The organism is Methanosarcina mangrovi, from assembly GCF_052057765.1.
Lineage (GTDB): Archaea > Halobacteriota > Methanosarcinia > Methanosarcinales > Methanosarcinaceae > Methanosarcina.
This window is the reverse complement of sequence record NZ_CP195120.1, coordinates 209,680-230,255: the sequence shown is the minus strand read 5'-3', so window position 1 is coordinate 230,255 and position 20,576 is coordinate 209,680. Positions and strand designations below refer to the sequence as shown.

The following is a 20,576-nucleotide window of genomic DNA, read 5'->3' as shown; positions in this document are numbered from 1 at the left end:
CTGCCGTTGATAACGAAATTCCAAATATCAGCCCTGAAAACAATACCAGGTCTAAAAATATTTTTATTTTTTTTGGGGTCCCCCATGGATTGTTAGCAGGCATGAGATCTCCCTCCCTTCAAAGCCCTCCTGGTATCGGGATTTGTTAGGCTTTTGATCCGGACCTGGGAATCAATTCCGGACCTGCAGATCCTGGGATAATGGATTTTTCTGCTCATGCCTGGACCTCCCCTTTATCAGGACATTTCTGCAGCCGTTTGGGATAGCCGCCGCATAACTGGCAATAAGTAATAACAGAATTTGCTCCACTTTTGCGAATGCTATCTCTGGATTTCAGGTGCGGGCATCTGATCTTTGCACAATTCTGAGCACTTGGCTTAAAATTCGGAGGCCTGTTCAGTTTGTTCATATCTCTGCCTCCGTTGAACCAAAGAACAGATACATTAACCCACATGCAAGGATTGCAAGGAGCATTCCAGTGATGCAGACAGGGGACAGGAGGACATCACGGGAGCTCATGCCTCTGCCTCCGGGATCTCGTAGCCATGCTTCCTAGCGGCCTTCACAATGCAGCTGATAATTTCCTGATATTCTTCCCGATCTTTTCTTGCCTGCGGGGAGGTGAACTTAATGTTCAGGCCTCCACAAAGTATCAGAGCGTCTACAAAGTTTCCAACAGGGACATTTCTATGTGAGTTCTCAGGACTGACCCTGCAGGCTTCTGCCATCGTCCTATCCATATCTAACAGATGCAAGGGACATTCTGTCATGTTTCCGGGGATCCTGTCAGAGACTGCGCAGATCTGCCGGCGCCGTCCTGCATGAGAAGTCCATATCAAGTTTCTGCAGCCTTTACAGGCCTCGACAGATGGCTTGAAAGTCATGCCTCTGCCCCCTCAGAGTTCATTTTCTGAGCAAATCTTTCCTTCAAAGCCTTCGGCAATTTTACAACATAGGTTGAAGGTTTTTTTCCAGGGTTTTTCCCGGACCAGCCGCAGCTTTCACAGGTCCATGTTTTTGCTTTTATCCTTCTATGCACGTTTGATTTTTTGCATTCCGGACAGCAGGGAACATCTCTTGTTATAGATCCTCCCATCTTTTTTAGGGAAATTACCAGGGGGGTACTCATGCCTGAACCTCCTGGTTCTGGGGGCTGTCCTGGTGCTTCGGGCATTTGCGGAGATACTGAAGCTGTTTCCCTGCAAGCTGACAAAAACCGTTTGTTCCTTGCCTTCGAAATAATCTGCATTTCCTGATAGAGTTGCAGCCCATTATTGAAGGGTTGAACATCAAGCATCCCTCCCTTCATCAGAAACGCAGTTCTGGTCCGGACGGGTTGAATAATAACGAGAGAGCATTGGCCTATAACAGGCATCAGGATCTTCGACTATACCATTCTGCTGAAAAGCAGAGCTAACGCTATTTGTTTTGTTTTCCATCTTAACTCGACCATTTACAACAGCTCTCTGAAATCTGCTAAATTTCAGATGCTTATTTTTCGGTATGTTAATAGGACTATATAAACTTTAAGGGCAGATAACTTTTTAAAGTAATATTGGTATATAGATTTATACCTCAGTAGAACGTGCTGCTAACACGTGAAACTGAGATTGAGAGCGGGAACTCTTTTAAAAGACTCGACCGACCCGCTCAATATCGACGTCATTCTATTGAGGTGCGTATGCAAAGAGGGGACGGGAGCCTTACTTCCCAATAGTAGGGTTCAAATCCCCATCGGAGCACTTTTCCTTTTTACACTCTTTTTTGATGTTACAATTTCTTCATGCTAAAATATCTTCTGGCTGAAAAAATCTAATTCACTGAATCATTCATAAAGCTGTATTTTCACCCATCAGGGAAAATTCCTGGACTACATTTTAAGTCATTACTGTTAGCTGTTGCAGCTCTGTTTTCTCCATTAAGGTATCTGTATATTTTTCAATAAGGAGTTTATATTCAGGAGTTATTCTGTAAATTATATTTTTTCCATCTTTTATTTCCATAACAAGGCCAATTTCTCTCAGGTTTTTAATATACCAGCTAACTGTTGGCCTGGAAACTCCAATTTCATGAGCAAGAGCTACATTTGTATTACACCTTTCATCCATTATTTCCTCAATTATTTTTTTATTCGTCTGGTTTTGAAGAGCAGAAAAAACTTTTTTCTCGTCCTCGTCATAAACCAAAAGATTTCCGAAATACCTCGTCTTTCCGCCGTCTTTATAGGCTTCAATTTTTTTCTTAGCTTTAAGGGTTTTAACGTGGTATTTTACTATTTCTCCGTCTAAACCAACGTGTTCTACAATTTCACTAATGTATGCTCCGGGTTTAGTCTGGATATAGCCATAAACTCTAAAGCGGCTAGAGTTTTCAAGTACATTCCCAGGGTTTACAATTCGATATCCTACTATTGTGAAAAATAACTTCTGAGGATAGAAAAGATCAATTGTAGCTAAGATATACATCGTACCCAGCCATAACAGAAACTGCCAGTAGGGTATTTCAATGATCTCAAGCTTCGTTACTTCTCCTCCATTAATTGGAACCCCTACTTGATCACTTGGAATGGGCTGTACTATATATTCATGAGCCTCAGATGTTGATATTAAAAGAACAAATGAAAAAAATAATAAGCAGAGGATAAGCTTTTTTTGAAGCTTAATGGTGCGCAAAGGCATTAAACGTGTAATCCTCTTTTTCAACGACAGATACTCCTTTTACCTCGAACTTCCAGACTCCCGACTCCAGACCATCTTTAGAGGATATTTTGAGGCTTATTTTACCGTCTATACCTTCTGGACCATCTTTTCAGAGTAAGTTTTCATCTTGTTTCCTTTTGGGTCATAGGGGGTAAGGGATAGTTTACTTTGTGTGTTTCACAGTTCAACTCCAAGGTTATGGCATTTGTTCCCTTTGGCACAGTCGCTTTGTGAGCTTTTTTCTGTCCCTGCTTTATGTATGTCATAATGGCACCTCTTCATCTTCCTCTACCAAAATAAGGGAAAGTAAGGTTTCAGAACGAGGAGAATTATTCTTCAAGCGTTCAACAACGTATTCTTTTCCTGTAGAAGTCAAAATAACTTCCTTACAAGAGTTTACTGAATTAGAGCCTGTCAACAAATCACCCCAAAAAAGTGAGAGAAAATTCCATATGAATCTTATGATCTAGGACACCATGAGTGTAGCTATTGAATTTTTTTATAAATAACAGATTATATATCTGACTTTCCGCAGATGCCTTCAAAAAAATAACATTTTTCCTGATATCGTTTTTGGAGAATTATTCGAAAATTTACAGTTATGATAGCAACTGAAGCTTAGGGAAATGACTACTGGAAATTTTCAATGAAGGCAAAAGGCCAAAAAGTTGGGAAAATTTCAAAAATACACGCTTGAGTAACCGGGGTGGTTTTCAGAAAAAACGATAACAGGAAAAATTGTGAAAATTGAAAGGACATCTGCGGAAAGTCGGATATATCTTGTGTGCTACCAAATATATGAAATTTAACCGCAATGTTGAGCGACTTGTTTTTTGAAATATGCAGATATTTTTGATTAATAAGGATGTCCGATAGATATATAAAGTATTATGAGACGGGATACTGATTTTTTAGTTCGCTTTTATACACAAATCTGCGGGGAAAAACTGTAAGTCCTAACTGGTATCGAAACAATTTCATTATAGAAATTCGTAGAATTCTCGGCAGCATTGTATTTTTACTGTCAATTCGAAGTTGAATTTTTCAGCCTTGTCTAAAATTGGATTTTTCTTTAAAGGCCTTATTTGGCAAAATAGTTATTTTCATCAACTGGAGGAGTCATATTATGGCTCGTTATAATTTTCTTTTGTGGTCTGGGAGACATTGTAATATTTGCATGTCAGTCCCCCAACTATTCTCAGTTTAAATCGATAATTGGAACAGGCTTTCTTAATGTTGGTGCTTTCTTTATATCTGGAATACTTATTGGCTTCATCTTTGGAATACCACGGTCATGTCTCAAGAATCACTTCAAATGGGATCAAGTAATATAGGAGGCACATCAACCAAAAAAAGGTCATTTAATGCCGGAATTTATGGAGAGAACTCAAATCTGGATTAGATCTCGGATTGGTTAGCTAATATTCTGGTTGCGATTGGACTGACCCAGATGACCCAGATACCAGACTGGGGCAGTATGCAGAAATCGTTAAACCAGCATTGGTGGTTTTTAAAACAGTGATATGTTTAGTATTGCAATACTAATTTTCTTTTCATTAGACGGTTTTCTTATTGGCTATCTCTGGACAAGGCGTTCAGCTACTGTAGAGTTTCATAAGAGTTCTGTTGAACTTCAAGATTCAACTGCTGCACAGGCATATTCCGATTATACGACCTAGTATCCTGTTATCAGGTCACAGAATTCGATGAATACGAATTTTGAAGTTTTCATTAGAGGGGGGTTTTCATTTGCCAAAAAAGGCTGTTCTAGCCTCAAAAAGTGCAGAACAACAAAATAAGAGGAAACTTTTGTTTTTTTACAATAGAATCCACATGCGATGGAAGACTTATTTTACATAACCTTGAGGCTATTTTGAGATTTGCCTTACCCCTAAATTATTTCCGGATAAAACACAGGGTCATAAGCACTTAAAAGGAAGAAAATATTTGATTCTGGCAGGAGAAGGCATTAGGAAATAAAATCATTGAATTAATTGTTCTAAGCCGCTGAAGTAAGGCTATGAGTACTAGCTTTTAAATATCTTTACAAAAATTGTCTTTGGAGAAAACGTGCTATCTGCCTTGACCCCATAAGTTTTAAACACGTTTTCAATTGACAGTGTAAGCATTTTTGAAAAAGTAGATCCAAGATCATGGGTTATTATCAGCTTATAATAGTAGCCGTTGTCGATGTAATCTGCAGTATCTATCCAGTTAGTTATTTTGAGATTAATAATTAGACCATCTATAACTTCATTTAGATTGCATTCTGCGAAAGGCTTCTGAAAGTAGAGCTCTATTGTATATTCTACGGTTTTATTCCGGATAAAAAGCTCACTTAGCAGCTCAATATCAGTGGTTTCTATTAGGAACTTAAAGGCAGTTTTTTCTATAATAACTAATGATTTTGCCCGTTTAAGGCGTATCCAATATTTCTCTTCTGAGGTTAATTCTGGACTTAGCTTCAGGATCTTTTCCAGATTTTCCAGTGCAAGTTCTAATGTTTTTTGCTGCGTTTCAAATTTTTCGGTGTGCTTTTTTAATAATTCCCAATGTTTCTGCGAAATTGTAGTAGAAATTCGATGTGTTTTCACAATAATTCACTCCGAATTTCAGACATTTTTTAAAATTTATAGGATTTCCGAAGTTAAACTGAGTAATAAGTATGCTTTAAAACCTTCAACGTTCTCAAGTACATTTAGTTACAGTGTCTAATGTACTTGATTTTTGATTCCAGGTGTATACAGTCCTAATTCACTTATTTTTCAATGCGCATATCAAACGAATTATGCGCATGCCATACGTACACTATCTGGGCAGCCTATTTCTACCTGCGTATTTTATTTTAGCTTTGTTCACAGAAAAAAAGATGCTGTGAAATTTGCACAGCAAATGTAATAATATTAGGTGTTTACCATGAAGGCAATAAAGCTTATAATGCAGATTGAAGGAGATGCCAATATTTGCATTGCAGTCCTCGATGGTCCGGTCGACCTTACACATCCGTGTTTCGGTAAAGCCAAAATAACCCAATTAGAATCTTTAGTTTCGGACGTTGCCAAGGATGGACCAGCTACGAAACATGGAACTCATGTTGCCAGCTTAATATTTGGCCAGCATGGCAGCCCTATCCGTGGAATTTCACCCGGCTGTCGTGGACTCATCATTCCTGTTTTTGCGGATGGGCCTGCTGATTCAATAGTGCCCTGTTCGCAGATTGATCTCGCTCACGCCATCACACAAGCAGTTGAACAAGGAGCCCATGTCATAAACATAAGTGGCGGTGAACTTGATTCCTCTGGTGAACCTCACCCACTACTTGACAAGGCTGTTCGCCTCTGCGCCGAAAACAATGTTTTAATCGTTGCAGCTGCGGGAAATGACGGGTGTCAATGCCTTCATGTGCCAGCTGCCATTTCCTCGATCCTTGCAGTAGGGGCAATGGATGCTAAGGGATCGCCTCTCAAGTTTAGTAATTGGGGAGAGACGTATCAAAATAACGGTATTCTTGCACTTGGCGAAAAATTGCGGGGTGCTGCACCTGGCGGTGGTGTTGCCACCAAAAGTGGCACCAGCTTTGCCACTCCGATAGTTTCTGGTATTGTTGCTTTGCTTTTGAGCATCCAGACACAAAGGGGGGACAAACCTAATCCCTATGCTGTGAGGGAAGCCATTCTACAGAGTGCTTATCGTTGTATTCCCTCCGAAGGTTTAGATTGTTCTCGCTATCTAAGGGGTCGTCTCAATGTTGGAGGGGCATATGATCTTGTCACGAAACAACAAGTTGTGACTAACAGTCACAATTCAATACAACAAATTCGGGAGAGTGCGGGCATAGAGATGGTGGAATCTTCAAAAAGCTTGCCTTTTCTTGGCGTGCAGAATTCGGAATTTACAACATTTAATCCAGAGATGGCAGCGTCTTCGATTCTGAGTTCTACCCTGGACGCAATGAAAGCTCTGGAAGATCCTGATTCTATTGAGCCAAAATCGATAGACACCAAAAACAAACGAACGAAAAAACAGACACAGGAGGATAATATGACTGAAAATATAGAAGGAAAATGTAGTTGTCCAAAAAAGAAGATGGAAGAAACGAACGAACTTAACGAGCAGACAAAAAATGTAACTACGTCCCAGATTCTTGCATCTGAAGTACAGGCAGCAGAATCAATTATGGCAAACCAGGAGGCGGCTATGCGGCCTGTCATGCCTGCGCAGACCCCTGTTACGAGAGCTGCGAGCAGGCAGTCCCTCGTATATACTCTTGGCACACCGGGTTATGACTTCGGGACCGAAGCACGAAAAGATGCTTTTATCCAGAGTGTAGAGTCAGATGAACCTGGAAAACCACCAATCCCATTTGAGAATAGGCTGCTGGACCTCTTGGAGACAAATCCCGAGTATGCTGAATCACTTATATGGACCCTCGATATTGAAGGTACCCCTGCTTATGCAATCCGCCCTACAGGCAGTTTTGCCTCGACGACATACAAGCGATTACTCGAATTTCTGCGGGATTATAAGGAAACAGACGAGGACAAAAATATTGAGAGGGTATCGATTCCAGGAGTCATTGAAGGAAATGTAAAACTCCTTTCGGGCCAGACAGTTCCGGTTATTATACCGGAATTGAGGGGGATGTACGGTTGGAATAAGGAAGAATTGATAAGCCAAGTCGTAAGGAGCCTGGAGTCCCAGGATATCGATAAGGAAGAAGTAGAGAAAGAAATTTCTGACTTCTTGGATCGGGTATATTACGAATGTATGAACATGGGTCGGGTTTCATCAGATAGGGCGATGAACTTTGCCGGGACAAACGCATACCAGGCATTGATCGTTTTTAGTGAGGTAATTCTGAATGACCAGGTGCTGGATAAAATTGAGACTGAACGAAGTCCTGTCTGCCGGCCGGATTCTGATTGTTGGGATGTAAAGCTGACGTTCTTCAACCCGAAAAAACGTGAAACAGAAGCCAGAAGGGTGTTTCGATATACCATCGATGTGAGTGACGTGGTACCTGTTACAGTTGGAGAGATACGGTCTTGGTATGTGTACTAAGATGGAGCTATTTGATTACTTGCCACCCTAGGATTTCGTCACCTAGGGTGGTATCCACTCTATAGTTGCAATCTTTGTCGTTGTGACGAGGACGGTGATAATAAGCAGGGACAATTTGTTTCAAATTGTCACTTGTGTGGTGACAGAATAGCTCCCATTAAGGGAAATGAACAAAAAGAGATCGGAGGAAGTTCTTATGAAATTACCAAAACAAGCAAAACCTGTTATGAGAAGTGTTAGCACGGCAAAAATCGAGGCAGGAATCAGTCAGTCTGGCCTTTGTGAAATGGGTTGTAACCTTATACCAAACGCTACAGGAAAGGCTATTTGCCTGGCTGCATGCTCCGGCTTAGGCAAAGTTCTCTAATGCCGGATTTTGCAGTACAGACGATTTGTGGTTTAACACCTATGTAGTCTGGGGCAGTTGTTCGTGTTTTTTAGCATGGATATCCGCCACTGATTATTTGGTATAGACAATGAAATTGACTGCTCAGAGGTGATAGATAGCTACGACCTGTCAGGTTGCGAGCTATCCAAACACTCATTTTTTGGGTATCCCAAAATTGAGTGACTCATAGTGGCCATATATCAGAACTAAGGAGGATGTTATTATGAAATTACCAAAACAAGCAAAACCTGTTATGAGAAGTGTTAGCACGGCAAAAATCGAGGCAGGAATCAGTCAGTCTGGCCTTTGTGAAATGGGTTGTAACCTTATACCAAACGCTACAGGAAAGGCTGTTTGCCTGGCTGCATGCTCCGGCTTAAGCAAAGTTCTCTAATGCCGGATTTTGCAGTACAGACGATTTGTGGTTTAACACCTATGTAGTCTGAGGCAGTTGTTCGTGCTTTTTAGCATGGATATCCGCCACTGATTATTTGGTATAGATAATGAAATTGACTGCTCAGAGGTGATGGATAGTTGTAACTGGGCGGTTACAGCTATCCAAACACTCATTTTTTGGGTAGCCCAAAATTGAGTGACTCAGTGGTCAGGAGTTAAAGCTAAGGAGGAAATTGCTATGAGACTACCAACGCAGGCAAAACCCGTTGTGAGAAATGTCAGCACTGCGAAAATCGAGGCAGGAATCAGTCAGTCTGAGAATTGCCAAGATAATTGCAAAAAACTGCGAGGAGCTGCAAGGGATTTATGCTCGAAGATGTGTGAAGTTTACACGGTTGAACTATAAGATCAACATACTTTCGACCTTCAACTATAAAAAAACATCCTTTCAATTACAAAGTCTACGATGCTTGATTTTTGTGCTTCAAGTGTGTAAGTTCCAGATTTATTAAGTGTACATAGCGACCACCTAACCGCTTGCATGTTGGATCAGCTAAAAGGATTTCTCAGAGTATGACTGCACTTTCGGCTGATCCTAATGCGAGCAGAGTGAGCGGTAGAGGTTCGTTCTTTTTAGCACGGATATCCGCCGCTGATTATCTGTTAGATAGGATGAAATTGGCTGACAAGAGGTGATGGATAGCTACGATCTGTCCGATTGCAAGCTATCCGAACACTCATTTTTTGGGTAACCCAAAAAAGGTGAGGAAAATGGAAAGTATCAATGTTTGTGCCATTTATATGATAGGCATTCTTGCATGGATCTCACTCTGGATTTACAGCGGAGCAATGAAATCGCAGAAAGTGATTAAAACATTATGCATACCGTTTTGTTTATGCATCCTGTTTATGCTGGCAAATGGACTTATTATAGGGTGTAATCTTTCTGTGGGAAACGTGGAATTGGAGGAGAGTCTTTTCAACTTTTTAGAAGACCGTTCCCAGTTAACACTGGAGGTATCTGCCAGCGTATTAGTAGTGGCCACAATTATATATGGGGCAAGTCGGGAAAAATTTCCTGCTCTATTCATTCGTTTAGAGACACTGTCCTTTGTGTGCCTGATCGGCTTCATGGCACCGATAACGTGGATACCTATCAATCAACCTTATTGGTTAATGATATTGAGGCATGCTCAAACAGTGCCGTATTTGATGGGAATTTTTTTGTGTGTGTCAGGAATTATGGTTCTCCTCAATGACCTTTCCGAAACAGCTGAAAATGCAGATTTTTCCAACCAGAAAGATAGAGGGTAAAACCCGACAGTAGGCAAGTTGCTACGTAGAAGCATATGAAAAAAATGATTAAGGCTTCAGGGCAGCAACGTGTTCAGAGCCAGAGCAGGGCTTTAAATCAAAAAAGATAGATCCAGATTTCAAGAAGCAACAGGTCTTTGAGATCTAATCAGGAATTACTTACGTACTTAAGTACGAAATCAAGCAAGATAGACTCTGTGATTAAATATATGATTCAGACACTGATGATATTGATTTCTAAGTTCAACTGCGTAAGTCACTGCTATTATGTCATGAAGAGCCAGGTTACATTTTTTGCTTTTCATATATAAAATTACAGTCATTATTGAGACTTTAGAAACACATTCCACTTTATTGTAATATGCAATGTTTTAACTTTATAAATATAGTTACACTGTTTGGCAGATATTAATACAGGATAATATTGGAGGAAGATAACAAATGGATAAAGATTTTCATTACTATGGAACCTATGTAGCTGCCTGCTATGCAGGGTATTCTGCTAGAGAAGCTCAGACAATAGCTCATGCGGCACAGTATGTCGATGACTCTGTCCACAGACTATTGATCAATCAGGGAGATTACGGTATTGATTTCCAACCCATCCCAACATGCCATACCACAGGTGAGCTTGGATGGACTACGGTTGGATCAGGACCATCTCTTTCAGAATTGCATCAAGTTTGGATTCTCTTTCACTTCCTGCCCGGAAACTATGAATCTCAGACACTTTCGGACCCCAATGCTTCATCGAGGATGAGGGAATATACAGGCCCCCAGCATGATTCATTTCCTTCTGTTTTTCCTGTCAAGAGTTGGGACTATAATGATAAGGCCAAGTTGGAGTTCAGGCTTCTATGTCTGCCCGAGAGTCCAATGGCTATGGCAATGATCAATGATATCATAAATAAACATGTGGGGCAGCCATATGAGACCCATCTTATCGGTCTCAGAATGCATGTTCTTGCAGATACGGCAGCTCATGCATATTACGCAGGAACTCCAGCGTGGCATGTAAACGATGCGGGTGCCAAGGTCTACGATCTTACATCAAATCCAAAGAAAGAAGTTCCATGGCTACCAATCTCAGGTGGAGAACAATCCACACCATCCACAACAATCTATTATGATTCGATATTCTACCTAGGTCATGGCCGCATGGGGTCAGTTCCTGATTATCCTTGGATTAGGTATGAATACTCTCCGAAATGGTCTTCAACGTCGATAATAAAGGATAACCCAGTTGAGTACCTCAAGATATTCAAACAGATGGTTACAGCTCTTAAATGCATCAAAGAGAGAAAAAGATTTGACATCTCTAATATCGAACTTATAGACCAGAAATATATCTCTGCTATTGATAATATATTGAGAACAAAGCATGATTTTGGTTTAGGTGACAAGGCTTCCGAAATGCGATGCAATTTGTGGAAAAAAGCAATAACTGATGGATCTCTTGGTTCTGTAGTCATGCCTGAAGAATATAATAAGGATCTCTGGCTCAATGTTGTCAAAAAAACGGGATCCAGTACAGGAACAGATTATTACAAATTCAATAAAGCAGCAATTGAACATCTGGATTTCGTGAAATCATCTCTCTCTAAAAATAAAATACCGTTAGATTAGATAAAATAAGTTCAGATTAATTTGATCCAGTTATAAAAAGTACTGCGATTACGAAATTGGTTCATAAAACTTGACATTTGAATATAGTCGCCGATCACGGATTTTTCCAATAAATAATGAATTTATTTTGGAATCGAAGCTAGTTTGAATTATGGAACTGAAACCATGAGTACAGGAAACACACAACCCACTCCTGATCTTGAAAGTAAGCTTCGAGGCTACCTCTTCGGCGTAGCCTGTGCTGATGCTCTCGGCCGCCCCGTAGAACACCTGACCCTTGAACAGATTAAAGAGAAATACGGAGAAAAGGGAATTCTTGAGCTTACCCCGGAATCCCCCTGGACTGATGATACCCAGTTGATGCTTGTGCTTGCCCGTGGGCTCCTGCATGGAGCAGAACTTGAACTTCCCGGACTTATGGATAAGATTGCAGAGGAACTGATCCTGTGGCTGGATGAACCCGACCTTGGTGCAGGAGCGACAACCAGAGGTGCAGCCCTTAATCTCAGGGACGGGATTTCCTGGAGCAGGTCGGGAATCAACTCAAAAACATGCGGAAGCCTCATGAGGGTTGGAATTCTTGGTTTCATTTTCCGAAATGATCCTGAAAAATTGATTATAGCTGCCTCAATTTCCGGCAGAATCACCCATTCCCACCCGACTGCAGATGCTGCATCCGTTGCAGGGGCATACGCCGTGAAACTGGCTCTTGATGGGGTAGCTCCGGAAGATATGTTTTTACCCCTTCTCAAGGTAACGGAAGGAATTTCTGACGAGTTTACGGAAGCCCTCAAAGGCTCTTATGATATTGCTCACAGTAATTTAAGCGACGAAGAGGCTCTCCAGAAAATCGGCCAGGGCTGGTATGCAGATGAAACCTTTGCACTTTCCTATTTCTGCATCCTGAGATATCCTGATGATTACAAAAAAGCCGTTCAAACTGCAGTGAACATAACAGGAGACTCGGATTCTGTGGGCAGTGTTGCAGGCGGAATTATCGGGGCAAGACTTGGAATCGAAGCAGTTCCGACCTCCTGGATTGAAGCCCTTAAGGAGAAAGAGAAACTGGAAGGAATGGTTACGCCTCTGCTTGAGAAGCATTTTCAGGTTTCCGGGATGAATTATTTCAGGATGAATTGAGGGCTTAAACCCGGAGGTCTTTGAAAATGGATTTTTCAAAAATGGACTTTTCCGAAAAAGGAGTTTACTGCCTTGTGTTCGAGAACAGGGATTGCGTGATAGAAGTAGGGAAAAAGGGCACTTTTTCATTTTCGGAAGGTTTTCATATCTATACAGGTTCGGCCCTCGGACCCGGAGGTATGAAGCGAGTCAGAAGGCATATTGACCTTTCTTCGAAAAAGGATAAAAATCCCAGATGGCATGTGGATTATCTCCATCTTAACTCTTCGTTCAAACTGGCATGGGCAGTTTGTGCTAGTACTTCTGACCGACTTGAATGTGAACTTGCCCGCGGGATCGGAGGAGATTCGGTTCCGGGATTCGGGTGTACGGACTGTGCCTGCAAATCCCATCTTTTTTACAGAAAAGAAAATCCTCTTTCGGAAATCAAAGGAATCTTTGAGGCACTTGGGCTCCGGGCTGTTGTGCTTGAGTGCTGAACTATTATTGAATGGCTTTATTATTATTGAGCATTGAACTATTATTGAATGATGAATTATTATTGAGTAACGAATTATTATTTTCTTTAATCCTTCTTTCTTACAGATACAGGAAAGTTTAAAGTAAGGCAGGATTTTATCTAAATTAACCAGAAAAACGGTTTTTACCTGATCAGGGGATGTTTCATGGAACAATTCTCTTTTATCGCCTGCATGCCGGATAAGCCAGGAGCCCTGCACAGAGCAGCCGAGATTATCACGCGGTATGAAGGAAACATCAACCGGATCCAGTATGACCGGAGGATCGACAGGAACACCGTCTTTTTCGAGGTGACGGCGGCTCCGAAGGCTTATCAGAAAATCCTTGAGGAGCTGGAAAGAATAGGGTACCTCCAGACCTCCCTGCAGCCTGTGGCTTTTTTGAAATTCAATGTATACCTTCCGAACTGCCCCGGAGCTTTATTCGATTTCCTGAACCACACCACTTCTTCAGGGGCAAATATCACATTCCTTGATTTTGATGATCGGGGGCAGCACCCCGAAAGGCTTGTCGTGAGCCTGAACATCGAAGATGCCAGCCTTATAGATGCACTCCTGAACCAGCTCAAATCAAAGTACAGGCTTGAGATTGTCGAGTATGACACAACAGGAGAAAAGCTCGATGATACGGTTTTTTACCTCCGGCTTGCCCAGAAACTGAGGAGCTATGTCGGAAACGCAGAAGATGCCTTTTTAATGAAATTTTTGCATGATATCAATCACATCGCTCAGGAGCTTTCAAACCTGCGGAAAGATCCTGTTGAGGTCTTTGAGAACATCCTCAAAGTCGGGGAAACCCTCAGCCGGACATCAGGAGAAGGCTTTTATGCGGATGTGCAGAGGGTCAGGGTAAAGGACGGAATCGAACTTTTCTGCTTTCAGCTCCCCTGCGGAGGAAACGTCTATCTTTTCGATACACCCGACGAAAGGGTCATGATTGATACGGGGTACGGGATATACCAGCCTGATGTAGTCAATATGCTCCAGCACTACGGGCTTGGGGACCTGAGCCTCCTTAAAAGAATCTACGTTACCCATGCAGACGCGGACCACTGCGGGGCTGCAGGCTATTTTTCTGCTCCCTCTTACCTCAATGAGGAAACCCTGAAAATTACGCGGGAAACCAGCCGAGCCTATGGGTCCAGCAACCAGGGTTGCATCCTTGAAGAGGTCTATACAAAAATGATTAATCTCTTTTCAAGGTTTACCCCTCCTTCAAATGTGATCCTTTTCCCTGAGATCTCAGCACAGGCTGAAGAAGCCGAGAAAAGGGGAGCTTTTCCGCTTATTGCCCGCTTCAGGATAGGAAGTCTTGAGTTTGAAGCCCTTCAGGGACTGGGTGGGCACATGCATGGGGAAATCTTCTACCTGTGTCCGGAAGAAGGGCTTGTCTTCCCCCAGGATGCGGTGATCAACTTCAGGAGCCTGAGTAAGGAGAGGACGGAGTACAATGTCCTGGCAGACTATCTCATGACATCGGTAAATGTGGACAGCACCCTCGCAAGGGAAGAACGAAACGCTCTCATGTCCCTGATACTGGAACTTGATAACAGGCTCTTGAAAAAGGGAAAGAAATGCCTCATCTGCTGCGGACATGGTTCGGTATCAATACTTGAAGACGGAAAGCTTGTAGAGCATCCCGGTTCAGAGAGATACCTTGCAAGAAAAATTCCGCAAGAGAAAAGCATGTGCAGGAAATAGGCGTTAAAAAATAGATAATTTGAAATCCGAAAATAAACAAATTGATTAAAGAAAATCGGTTTTAGCCCTGGTATTCGGCAAAGCTAAGAAGTGATCCTGCTTGTCAATGTTTTCTCAGTTCGATTATTATGTTCTGGCGTTTCTGAACTCTTTTTCCTTTCTGGACCCTTTCATGTTATTTGTAAGCCTCGAATTCGATTATTTTCTGTTTCTGATTATTGCTGCTCTCTATTATTACAGAAGCAGACAGGAAACGATCCTTTTCCTTGCCTTACTCATATCGGCATGGTCTTTAGCCCTGGCTCTAAAACCTGTTTTTGAAGTTCCAAGACCTGAAGACGTCCGTTTTGTGACCTGTACTACAGGATACTCGATGCCAAGCGGACACTCTCTCATATCCTTTGCTCTGGCTACCTTTTTGCATCCGAGGGCAGGGAAGTACAAACTTTTAGTCTGGGCTTTTGCCATTACCGTAAGTTTGAGCCGGATATTTATAGGAGTCCATTACCCTTCGGATGTGATTGTAGGCGCATTTATAGGCTGCCTGGTCGGATTTTTCTGGCTTTATGTTGAAAAGATGCTGATAAAATACGGACTTTTCGGAAATTCTCCGGAACCCCCGGCCGAAAAGTGAAGACGAGCTTTTTGATCAAACGCTTCAGCGGCCTTGATATTGTCTGATAATCCGAAAAATATTCGGCCATGGTCCGAGGAAATGGAAAAAGATCAGCGTGAAGGAAAAAAATCCGTAAAGAAATTTAATTAAAATGCTACACCCTGTTAAAAAAATCCTGTAAAAAAGAACTCCGTAAAAAGAATCTTGCAAAAAGAACCCTGTAAAAAGAATCCTGTAAAAAGAATTCTGCAAAAAACTTGTAAAAAAATCATGTAAAAGGAAAATGCGAGGGGTGCGATTCGAACGCACGAATTCCTACGAAAATGGGTCCTAAGCCCATCGCCTTTGACCTGGCTGGGCAACCCTCGCACTACGACATCTTTGTTTGTGATAAAATAAGAAAAAAGAAAATTTAAAACTATTCGGAAAAAGGTTAAATGCGCCGACCGGGATTCGAACCCGGGTTTTGGGCTTGGAAGGCCCAAGTCATAGCCGCTAGACCATCAACGCAAACTGCAACACCTTTAGAGGTATTTGTTAAATATAATGTTTTCGCTTGACATCCCGTATTTTTCTCAAACTCCGACATTAATGCAGCAGATATCCCTTTTCATTTACTATAATTTTTCCAACTTTTATGAAATTCTTTGGACTAGCTCTTACTTATTCTCTTCCTTGATTCTCGACAGACCCTATTGATCAGTTAATAAATATCATTCACAATACCTGAAAATGACTTTTCGGATTATTTCCCTGGGCTGAGCCGGGACATGACCTGCCTGTCGCCAGTAAGGAAAAGTTCTCGACTTATACTTGGTTCTGAAAACTATCTGAAACCATCTTTCAATCCAAAGGTCAGCATGTACCCCCACAATCTCGTCAGACTATCTTTCCGGAAAAAATAAATGGACATATAAAGGTGGACTACCTGAAAATCCAGTGGGCAAGAAAGACTACGAGACTGAATCAGATCAATGGCATTGATCGTGCGAAAGAAAACGTTTAGAAAACAATTAAAACAATTGAAAGCACCGGTTAAGTTATCATATTAACGTCATGAGTAATGTCATGAGTAGTAAATAATTAAATTTTATACGAGAGATGATATTTTATTGTTAACCCTGCTGACCTGAAAATGGAATTTTAACATGAATATTATAGAGTAAAATCCTTAAAATACCGGATTAACAATTGAACATTTTTAGTTAGGATTTGGACGAACTTCCCTGCTAAATTCGTTGTTTTTTGCTACTTTTTGAAAGAAAAACACCTCTCCCCCAGGCATCTTCTTTGTAAAATTTCTAAATTTACAAATATAGAAGATATAATATAATACAGTAAAAATAATATGCCGCACTTAAGATAAAAATTACTATTATTATTTTTACTGTTGAGAATAAAAATGAGATTTCTCATGCTTTACCCCCAGGAATCTTATTTCTCTGAGAAGGAATATATACTCTTATATAGAGCTAGACACAAGTTTTCAAAACCAGCTTTCTTCCTTTACCCCGCCCTGGCTTCAAAACCGGGCTGAAGAAACTGATAACGCAGAGATGTGATACAAATGGAACCCTTTATTCTGGCTTTTGCAATCAGCTGGATACTCATATTTGCCTACCTCCTTTCATTACTCAAGACGTACGCGGAGTTCAACAAAAGGTTAATGTAATGATCGAGCCATACGGGGTTTTAAAATGAATAAAAAAAAGAAATCACTGCTTGCAGTTGCTTTTATTGCTGGTGTGTTCCTTATAGGGTTATACGGAGTCGACTCTTCGGAAGGGTACCTGGCAGTATCCGAGCTGCTTTCCGACCCTCAGGGCTATGCCGGGCAGAATGTAAATGCCGTAGGAATCGTAGAAGCTGGAAGCCTTGAAAAGGCTCCTGGCGTGACATCATTTGAACTGAAAGACGAAAATGATGAAAACCTTAAGATACATGTGAACTATGTAGGAGACCTCCCTTCCAATCTTGCCGAAGGAAAACAGGTAACCGTTAGCGGAACAATGATTTCCGAATCTACGTTTGAGGCAAATAAGATCATTACCGGATGCCCGTCAAAGTATACGGAGTAATATTGATGAATATTGAAGAGTGGGAAGAATACAGATATGTTGAAACCGGGATCGAGGACTCAATCGCCCGGATAGAGAACTCCAGCTTAAAAAAAATGGTCGAACATGTCTGTCATTCCGGTGGAAAACGAATTAGGCCAATTATCCTGCTTCTGGCCAGTGAGATCTGCTCGGGCTCGTATTCCCGGAGCCTTGATGCTGCCCTTGCTGTTGAAATGATGCACTCGGCTTCTTTAATTCATGATGACCTGCTTGATCAGGGACTTATCCGGAGGAACATGCCCTCTGCCCCCGAAAAATTCGGGCCTTCCAGAGCCCTGCTCTGTGGGGACTATCTCATTGCAAAATCAATTACTTTCATATCTCCTTATGGGGAAAAGGTCGTCCAAAATTTTGGAAAAGCCGGAATGGATATGGCGGAAGGAGAAGTCCTTGACCTGAGGCTTGACGACGATAACTTCGGAGAAGACGATTATTTTAAATGCATATATAAAAAGACGGCTTCTCTATTCGCAATCAGTGCATCCATCGGGGCATATACGGGAGGAGCTGATGAGGCTCTTGCGGAGCGTTTTAGCTTCTTTGGAAATTCCCTGGGAACTGCATATCAGATTGTTGATGACATCCTTGAATTTTTGGAAGTTGTCGAGGGCAAGGAATCCAAATTCACGTCTGAAACCCTGCCGCACATTTACATGAGAAATATGCCAAAGGAAGAAGCCCTGGAGAAATCCATAAATTCCGTACGGAAGCACGTTAGTGCCGCAAAAGAAACCCTGGGAACATTCAGAGCATGTTCGGCAAGGGATAAGCTTTTCCAGATAACGGATTATATAACCGTAGACATGCTTGAAAATATCTGATTTAGCCCCGCTCATCCTGAAAAATGAATTAACTCTGTCAAATTTCTGGATCTAAAATGCCACAAATGATACCATTTAGTTGCTTACTTAAACCCTTAAAGTTTTCAGCTTTTGACACTAACTTTATCAGGTGTATCCATGCGAGTATATGATAGCCCGGTGATTAAGGTAAACGCCAGCACGGAAAATGAAAAGATGGTGCTCGATGCAGAGGGCCCTCTTTCCCACCTTGCAAAACCCTTTCTGAAACGTATAAATAACATCTTTGCGGAAGAAAAACCCATTTCAATAAGTGAAGAAGAGATTATATTTTCTACCTGGATTCCCCCCATCCCGGGCCCTGTTTTCAGCCGGGTTATAAGTGCCGAAATTGCCTCCATAAGAAAGAAACGTGTTCCAGATCAATTTTCAATAGGGATAACCGCCCGCTGTCCGAACAGGTGTATTCATTGCGGGGCAGCCGACATAAAACCTGAAAAGGAACTGACCCTGGACGAGATCTGTTCCGCTGTTGACCAGAGCCTTGATCTTGGCGCCTATCTGATCTCCTTTGACGGCGGAGAGACAATGCTCAGAAACGATCTCGTTGAGATGGTAGCCAGGGTAGATAAGACAAAGGCAATTGCTACATGTTTTACTTCAGGCTTCAAACTCTCCGAAGAGAGAGCAAAAGCCCTAAAAGCTGCAGGCCTGTACGCTTCAAGGATCAGCCTTGACAGTCCTTTCGAAGCTGAACACGACCGCATCAGAGGCCGAACCGGCGCATACAAAGATGCAGTTGACGGGATAAGGAATGCAGGTGCCGCAGGAATCCTCACTGACATGTTTGTTGTCGTATCCCCGCATAACATCGATGACCTTGAGGAGTTTTATTCCCTTGCAGCCGATATGGAAATGAAGGAGATGTCAATCTATGAGATCATTGCGGTAGGACGCTGGCTTGAGCACGAGGACGAGGTAATAAGCGAAAAGGACGTCTCAAGGCTTCAGAGTTTCCAGAAAGCCATGAATAGCAAACCTGAAGGTCCGAGGGTTACGGCTTTCCCCTATTTTATGGGACCTGAACTTTTCGGATGCTTTGCCGGCAGGCGCTGGATGCACGTGGCTTCGGACGGGGAAGTAATGCCCTGTGCGTATACCCCACTATCTTTTGGCAATGTCTCCGAAGAGCCCCTGGAGATTATCTGGAAACGCATGGGAAAGCACAATGCTTACAAAAAGGATAATGCAGCCTATTGCATGATGAGAAACCCGGAATTCCGGAAGGAGTACATACACACTATCCCCCAGGGAGCCAGAATTCCTTACCGGCTTAAATAATTCCCTTTTAATGCCCTAAAAGGGTATTTACTTATTTTTGACTTTTTTACATTTTCCAGATTTTTTTAGCTTTTTTTTACATTTTTCAGGTTTTTTTAGCTTTTATACCATTATTAAGGGTCCATTAGTTCGTTTTCCCATCTTCTCGGATTTTACCGGCTTTTCTACCTTTCCCTGACAATCTTCAGTTTCATCTCTTATACTCTTCACATTTTCCTTCAATATTTTTCCAAGTTTTGAGTATAAGGAGAATTTTTCACCCTTATTTTCCCCAATTACTGTATTAATTTTTAAATAAGAGCCAAAGTCTTATTCTGTATCACCATCCCGATTTACTTTCCAGTTAAATAGGATCCTGCACGGGAATTTTCATTCCTTTAGTTTTGCGCACATATTTAGGATCAGAATATTTATTAAAAAAGACCTGAATCTCTCAAAAATAAATAATTCATTGTTGGAGAAAAGATCTACATTATCTGAAAAATACTGTATATATTTTAAAAAATAGTTCTATATCTAACTCTTAATAAATTCATTTTTTTCTTATTTAAAATCACTTTAAATTTCTTAACTGTAAAAAAGGAGGATGTGTGCGTTTTAAGGCTAAATAACCATATGGAATTAATTTTACGAAGTTTTAAGCCCAGGCCGTAAATTCATACTTATTTTTGACTGAACTTAAAATCCTCTATTAAAACATTAATTTAAAAAAGTTTTTTCATGGCTTTACGTTTCTTTTATGCGGGCAGGATTCAGCATTTTTTGTCAATTAATTATATTCAACTGTTTCTATTTAATTATTTTTTACTGTTCTATTTAATCTTTTGGATTTTAACCATATATTTTGATATTTATA

General features: G+C 41.3%; 22 protein-coding genes and 2 tRNA genes. 13 read left to right on the top strand and 11 right to left on the bottom strand.

Annotation, left to right across the window (positions count from 1 at the left end; all coding sequences use genetic code 11):
• Positions 1 to 92: 92 nt before the first annotated feature.
• The 4 genes from ACSAZL_RS01110 to ACSAZL_RS01095 all read right to left on the bottom strand — a co-directional run bounded on the left by ACSAZL_RS01110 (position 93) and on the right by ACSAZL_RS01095 (position 1,129).
• Entirely contained in the window at positions 93 to 218 is a 126-nt protein-coding gene (locus ACSAZL_RS01110; protein WP_440946924.1) for a hypothetical protein, read from the bottom strand.
• Positions 215 to 409 carry a hypothetical protein gene (locus ACSAZL_RS01105; protein WP_440946923.1) on the bottom strand — a complete coding sequence of 65 codons (195 nt, stop codon included), beginning with the start codon at positions 407 to 409 and terminating at the stop codon, positions 215 to 217. Before ACSAZL_RS01105 ends, ACSAZL_RS01110 begins: the two co-directional genes overlap by 4 nt.
• Before the next feature lie 106 nt (positions 410 to 515).
• Positions 516 to 884, bottom strand: a complete 369-nt coding sequence (locus tag ACSAZL_RS01100; protein WP_440946922.1) for a hypothetical protein — start codon at positions 882 to 884, stop codon at positions 516 to 518.
• Positions 881 to 1,129 (bottom strand): hypothetical protein, encoded by a 249-nt coding sequence (locus ACSAZL_RS01095; protein ID WP_440946921.1) that lies wholly within the window; start codon positions 1,127 to 1,129, stop codon positions 881 to 883. Before ACSAZL_RS01095 ends, ACSAZL_RS01100 begins: the two co-directional genes overlap by 4 nt.
• Between ACSAZL_RS01095 and ACSAZL_RS01090 the strand changes: the two genes are divergently transcribed.
• Positions 1,128 to 1,256, top strand: coding sequence for a hypothetical protein (locus ACSAZL_RS01090; RefSeq protein ID WP_440946920.1), 129 nt, complete (start codon positions 1,128 to 1,130; stop codon positions 1,254 to 1,256). The genes ACSAZL_RS01095 and ACSAZL_RS01090 overlap by 2 nt on opposite strands.
• 33 nt (positions 1,257 to 1,289) lie before the next feature.
• Here ACSAZL_RS01090 and ACSAZL_RS01085 read toward each other — a convergent pair whose 3' ends face one another.
• The 5 genes from ACSAZL_RS01085 to ACSAZL_RS01065 all read right to left on the bottom strand — a co-directional run bounded on the left by ACSAZL_RS01085 (position 1,290) and on the right by ACSAZL_RS01065 (position 5,293).
• Positions 1,290 to 1,439 carry a hypothetical protein gene (locus ACSAZL_RS01085; RefSeq protein WP_440946919.1) on the bottom strand — a complete coding sequence of 50 codons (150 nt, stop codon included), beginning with the start codon at positions 1,437 to 1,439 and terminating at the stop codon, positions 1,290 to 1,292.
• A gap of 438 nt (positions 1,440 to 1,877) precedes the next feature.
• A complete protein-coding gene (locus ACSAZL_RS01080) occupies positions 1,878 to 2,702 on the bottom strand; it encodes a winged helix-turn-helix transcriptional regulator (protein ID WP_440946918.1) in 825 nt (274 codons plus the stop codon).
• 119 nt (positions 2,703 to 2,821) lie between these two features.
• Positions 2,822 to 2,965, bottom strand: a complete 144-nt coding sequence (locus ACSAZL_RS01075) for a hypothetical protein (RefSeq protein ID WP_440946917.1) — start codon at positions 2,963 to 2,965, stop codon at positions 2,822 to 2,824.
• On the bottom strand, positions 2,962 to 3,117 hold the full coding sequence (locus ACSAZL_RS01070; RefSeq protein WP_440946916.1) for a hypothetical protein: 156 nt from the start codon (positions 3,115 to 3,117) through the stop codon (positions 2,962 to 2,964). The genes ACSAZL_RS01075 and ACSAZL_RS01070 overlap by 4 nt, the downstream gene beginning before the upstream one ends.
• Before the next feature lie 1,609 nt (positions 3,118 to 4,726).
• Positions 4,727 to 5,293 (bottom strand): hypothetical protein, encoded by a 567-nt coding sequence (locus ACSAZL_RS01065; protein WP_440946915.1) that lies wholly within the window; start codon positions 5,291 to 5,293, stop codon positions 4,727 to 4,729.
• A gap of 322 nt (positions 5,294 to 5,615) precedes the next feature.
• Between ACSAZL_RS01065 and ACSAZL_RS01060 the strand changes: the two genes are divergently transcribed.
• From ACSAZL_RS01060 to ACSAZL_RS01025, 8 genes are all read left to right on the top strand, one after another.
• Positions 5,616 to 7,760, top strand: a complete 2,145-nt coding sequence (locus tag ACSAZL_RS01060) for a PatA/PatG family cyanobactin maturation protease (protein WP_440946914.1) — start codon at positions 5,616 to 5,618, stop codon at positions 7,758 to 7,760.
• Positions 7,761 to 8,371: 611 nt separating this feature from the next.
• The gene (locus tag ACSAZL_RS01055; protein WP_440946913.1) at positions 8,372 to 8,542 is read left to right on the top strand and encodes a hypothetical protein; all 171 of its coding nucleotides are present in this window, start codon (positions 8,372 to 8,374) and stop codon (positions 8,540 to 8,542) included.
• Between the two features lie 773 nt (positions 8,543 to 9,315).
• Positions 9,316 to 9,858, top strand: a complete 543-nt coding sequence (locus ACSAZL_RS01050; RefSeq protein WP_440946912.1) for a hypothetical protein — start codon at positions 9,316 to 9,318, stop codon at positions 9,856 to 9,858.
• Positions 9,859 to 10,299: 441 nt separating this feature from the next.
• Positions 10,300 to 11,484 (top strand): DUF6765 family protein, encoded by a 1,185-nt coding sequence (locus tag ACSAZL_RS01045; RefSeq protein ID WP_440946911.1) that lies wholly within the window; start codon positions 10,300 to 10,302, stop codon positions 11,482 to 11,484.
• A 165-nt stretch (positions 11,485 to 11,649) separates the two neighbouring features.
• The gene (locus ACSAZL_RS01040) at positions 11,650 to 12,624 is read left to right on the top strand and encodes an ADP-ribosylglycohydrolase family protein (protein ID WP_440946910.1); all 975 of its coding nucleotides are present in this window, start codon (positions 11,650 to 11,652) and stop codon (positions 12,622 to 12,624) included.
• Between the two features lie 26 nt (positions 12,625 to 12,650).
• The gene (locus ACSAZL_RS01035; RefSeq protein ID WP_440946909.1) at positions 12,651 to 13,103 is read left to right on the top strand and encodes a GIY-YIG nuclease family protein; all 453 of its coding nucleotides are present in this window, start codon (positions 12,651 to 12,653) and stop codon (positions 13,101 to 13,103) included.
• A 186-nt stretch (positions 13,104 to 13,289) separates the two neighbouring features.
• Positions 13,290 to 14,843, top strand: coding sequence for an MBL fold metallo-hydrolase (locus ACSAZL_RS01030; RefSeq protein WP_440946908.1), 1,554 nt, complete (start codon positions 13,290 to 13,292; stop codon positions 14,841 to 14,843).
• Between the two features lie 172 nt (positions 14,844 to 15,015).
• Complete coding sequence (locus ACSAZL_RS01025) at positions 15,016 to 15,477, top strand: phosphatase PAP2 family protein (protein ID WP_440946907.1); 462 nt, start codon at positions 15,016 to 15,018, stop codon at positions 15,475 to 15,477.
• Between the two features lie 266 nt (positions 15,478 to 15,743).
• On the opposite strand, the gene ACSAZL_RS01020 is transcribed toward ACSAZL_RS01025, so the two are convergent.
• Both ACSAZL_RS01020 and ACSAZL_RS01015 read right to left on the bottom strand, forming a co-directional pair.
• Positions 15,744 to 15,828 (bottom strand) — tRNA-Leu (locus tag ACSAZL_RS01020).
• A gap of 69 nt (positions 15,829 to 15,897) precedes the next feature.
• Positions 15,898 to 15,969 (bottom strand) — tRNA-Gly (locus ACSAZL_RS01015).
• Positions 15,970 to 17,026: 1,057 nt separating this feature from the next.
• On the opposite strand from ACSAZL_RS01015, the gene ACSAZL_RS01010 reads away from it, so the two are divergent.
• From ACSAZL_RS01010 to ACSAZL_RS00995, 4 genes are all read left to right on the top strand, one after another.
• The gene (locus tag ACSAZL_RS01010; protein ID WP_083755967.1) at positions 17,027 to 17,131 is read left to right on the top strand and encodes a CcmD family protein; all 105 of its coding nucleotides are present in this window, start codon (positions 17,027 to 17,029) and stop codon (positions 17,129 to 17,131) included.
• Positions 17,132 to 17,156: 25 nt separating this feature from the next.
• The gene (locus ACSAZL_RS01005; RefSeq protein ID WP_440946906.1) at positions 17,157 to 17,537 is read left to right on the top strand and encodes a cytochrome c maturation protein CcmE domain-containing protein; all 381 of its coding nucleotides are present in this window, start codon (positions 17,157 to 17,159) and stop codon (positions 17,535 to 17,537) included.
• Positions 17,513 to 18,400: a geranylfarnesyl diphosphate synthase gene (locus ACSAZL_RS01000; protein WP_440946905.1), complete on the top strand. Its 888-nt coding sequence runs from the start codon at positions 17,513 to 17,515 to the stop codon at positions 18,398 to 18,400. The genes ACSAZL_RS01005 and ACSAZL_RS01000 overlap by 25 nt, the downstream gene beginning before the upstream one ends.
• A gap of 138 nt (positions 18,401 to 18,538) precedes the next feature.
• Positions 18,539 to 19,720, top strand: a complete 1,182-nt coding sequence (locus ACSAZL_RS00995; RefSeq protein WP_440946904.1) for a radical SAM protein — start codon at positions 18,539 to 18,541, stop codon at positions 19,718 to 19,720.
• Positions 19,721 to 20,576: the final 856 nt, after the last annotated feature.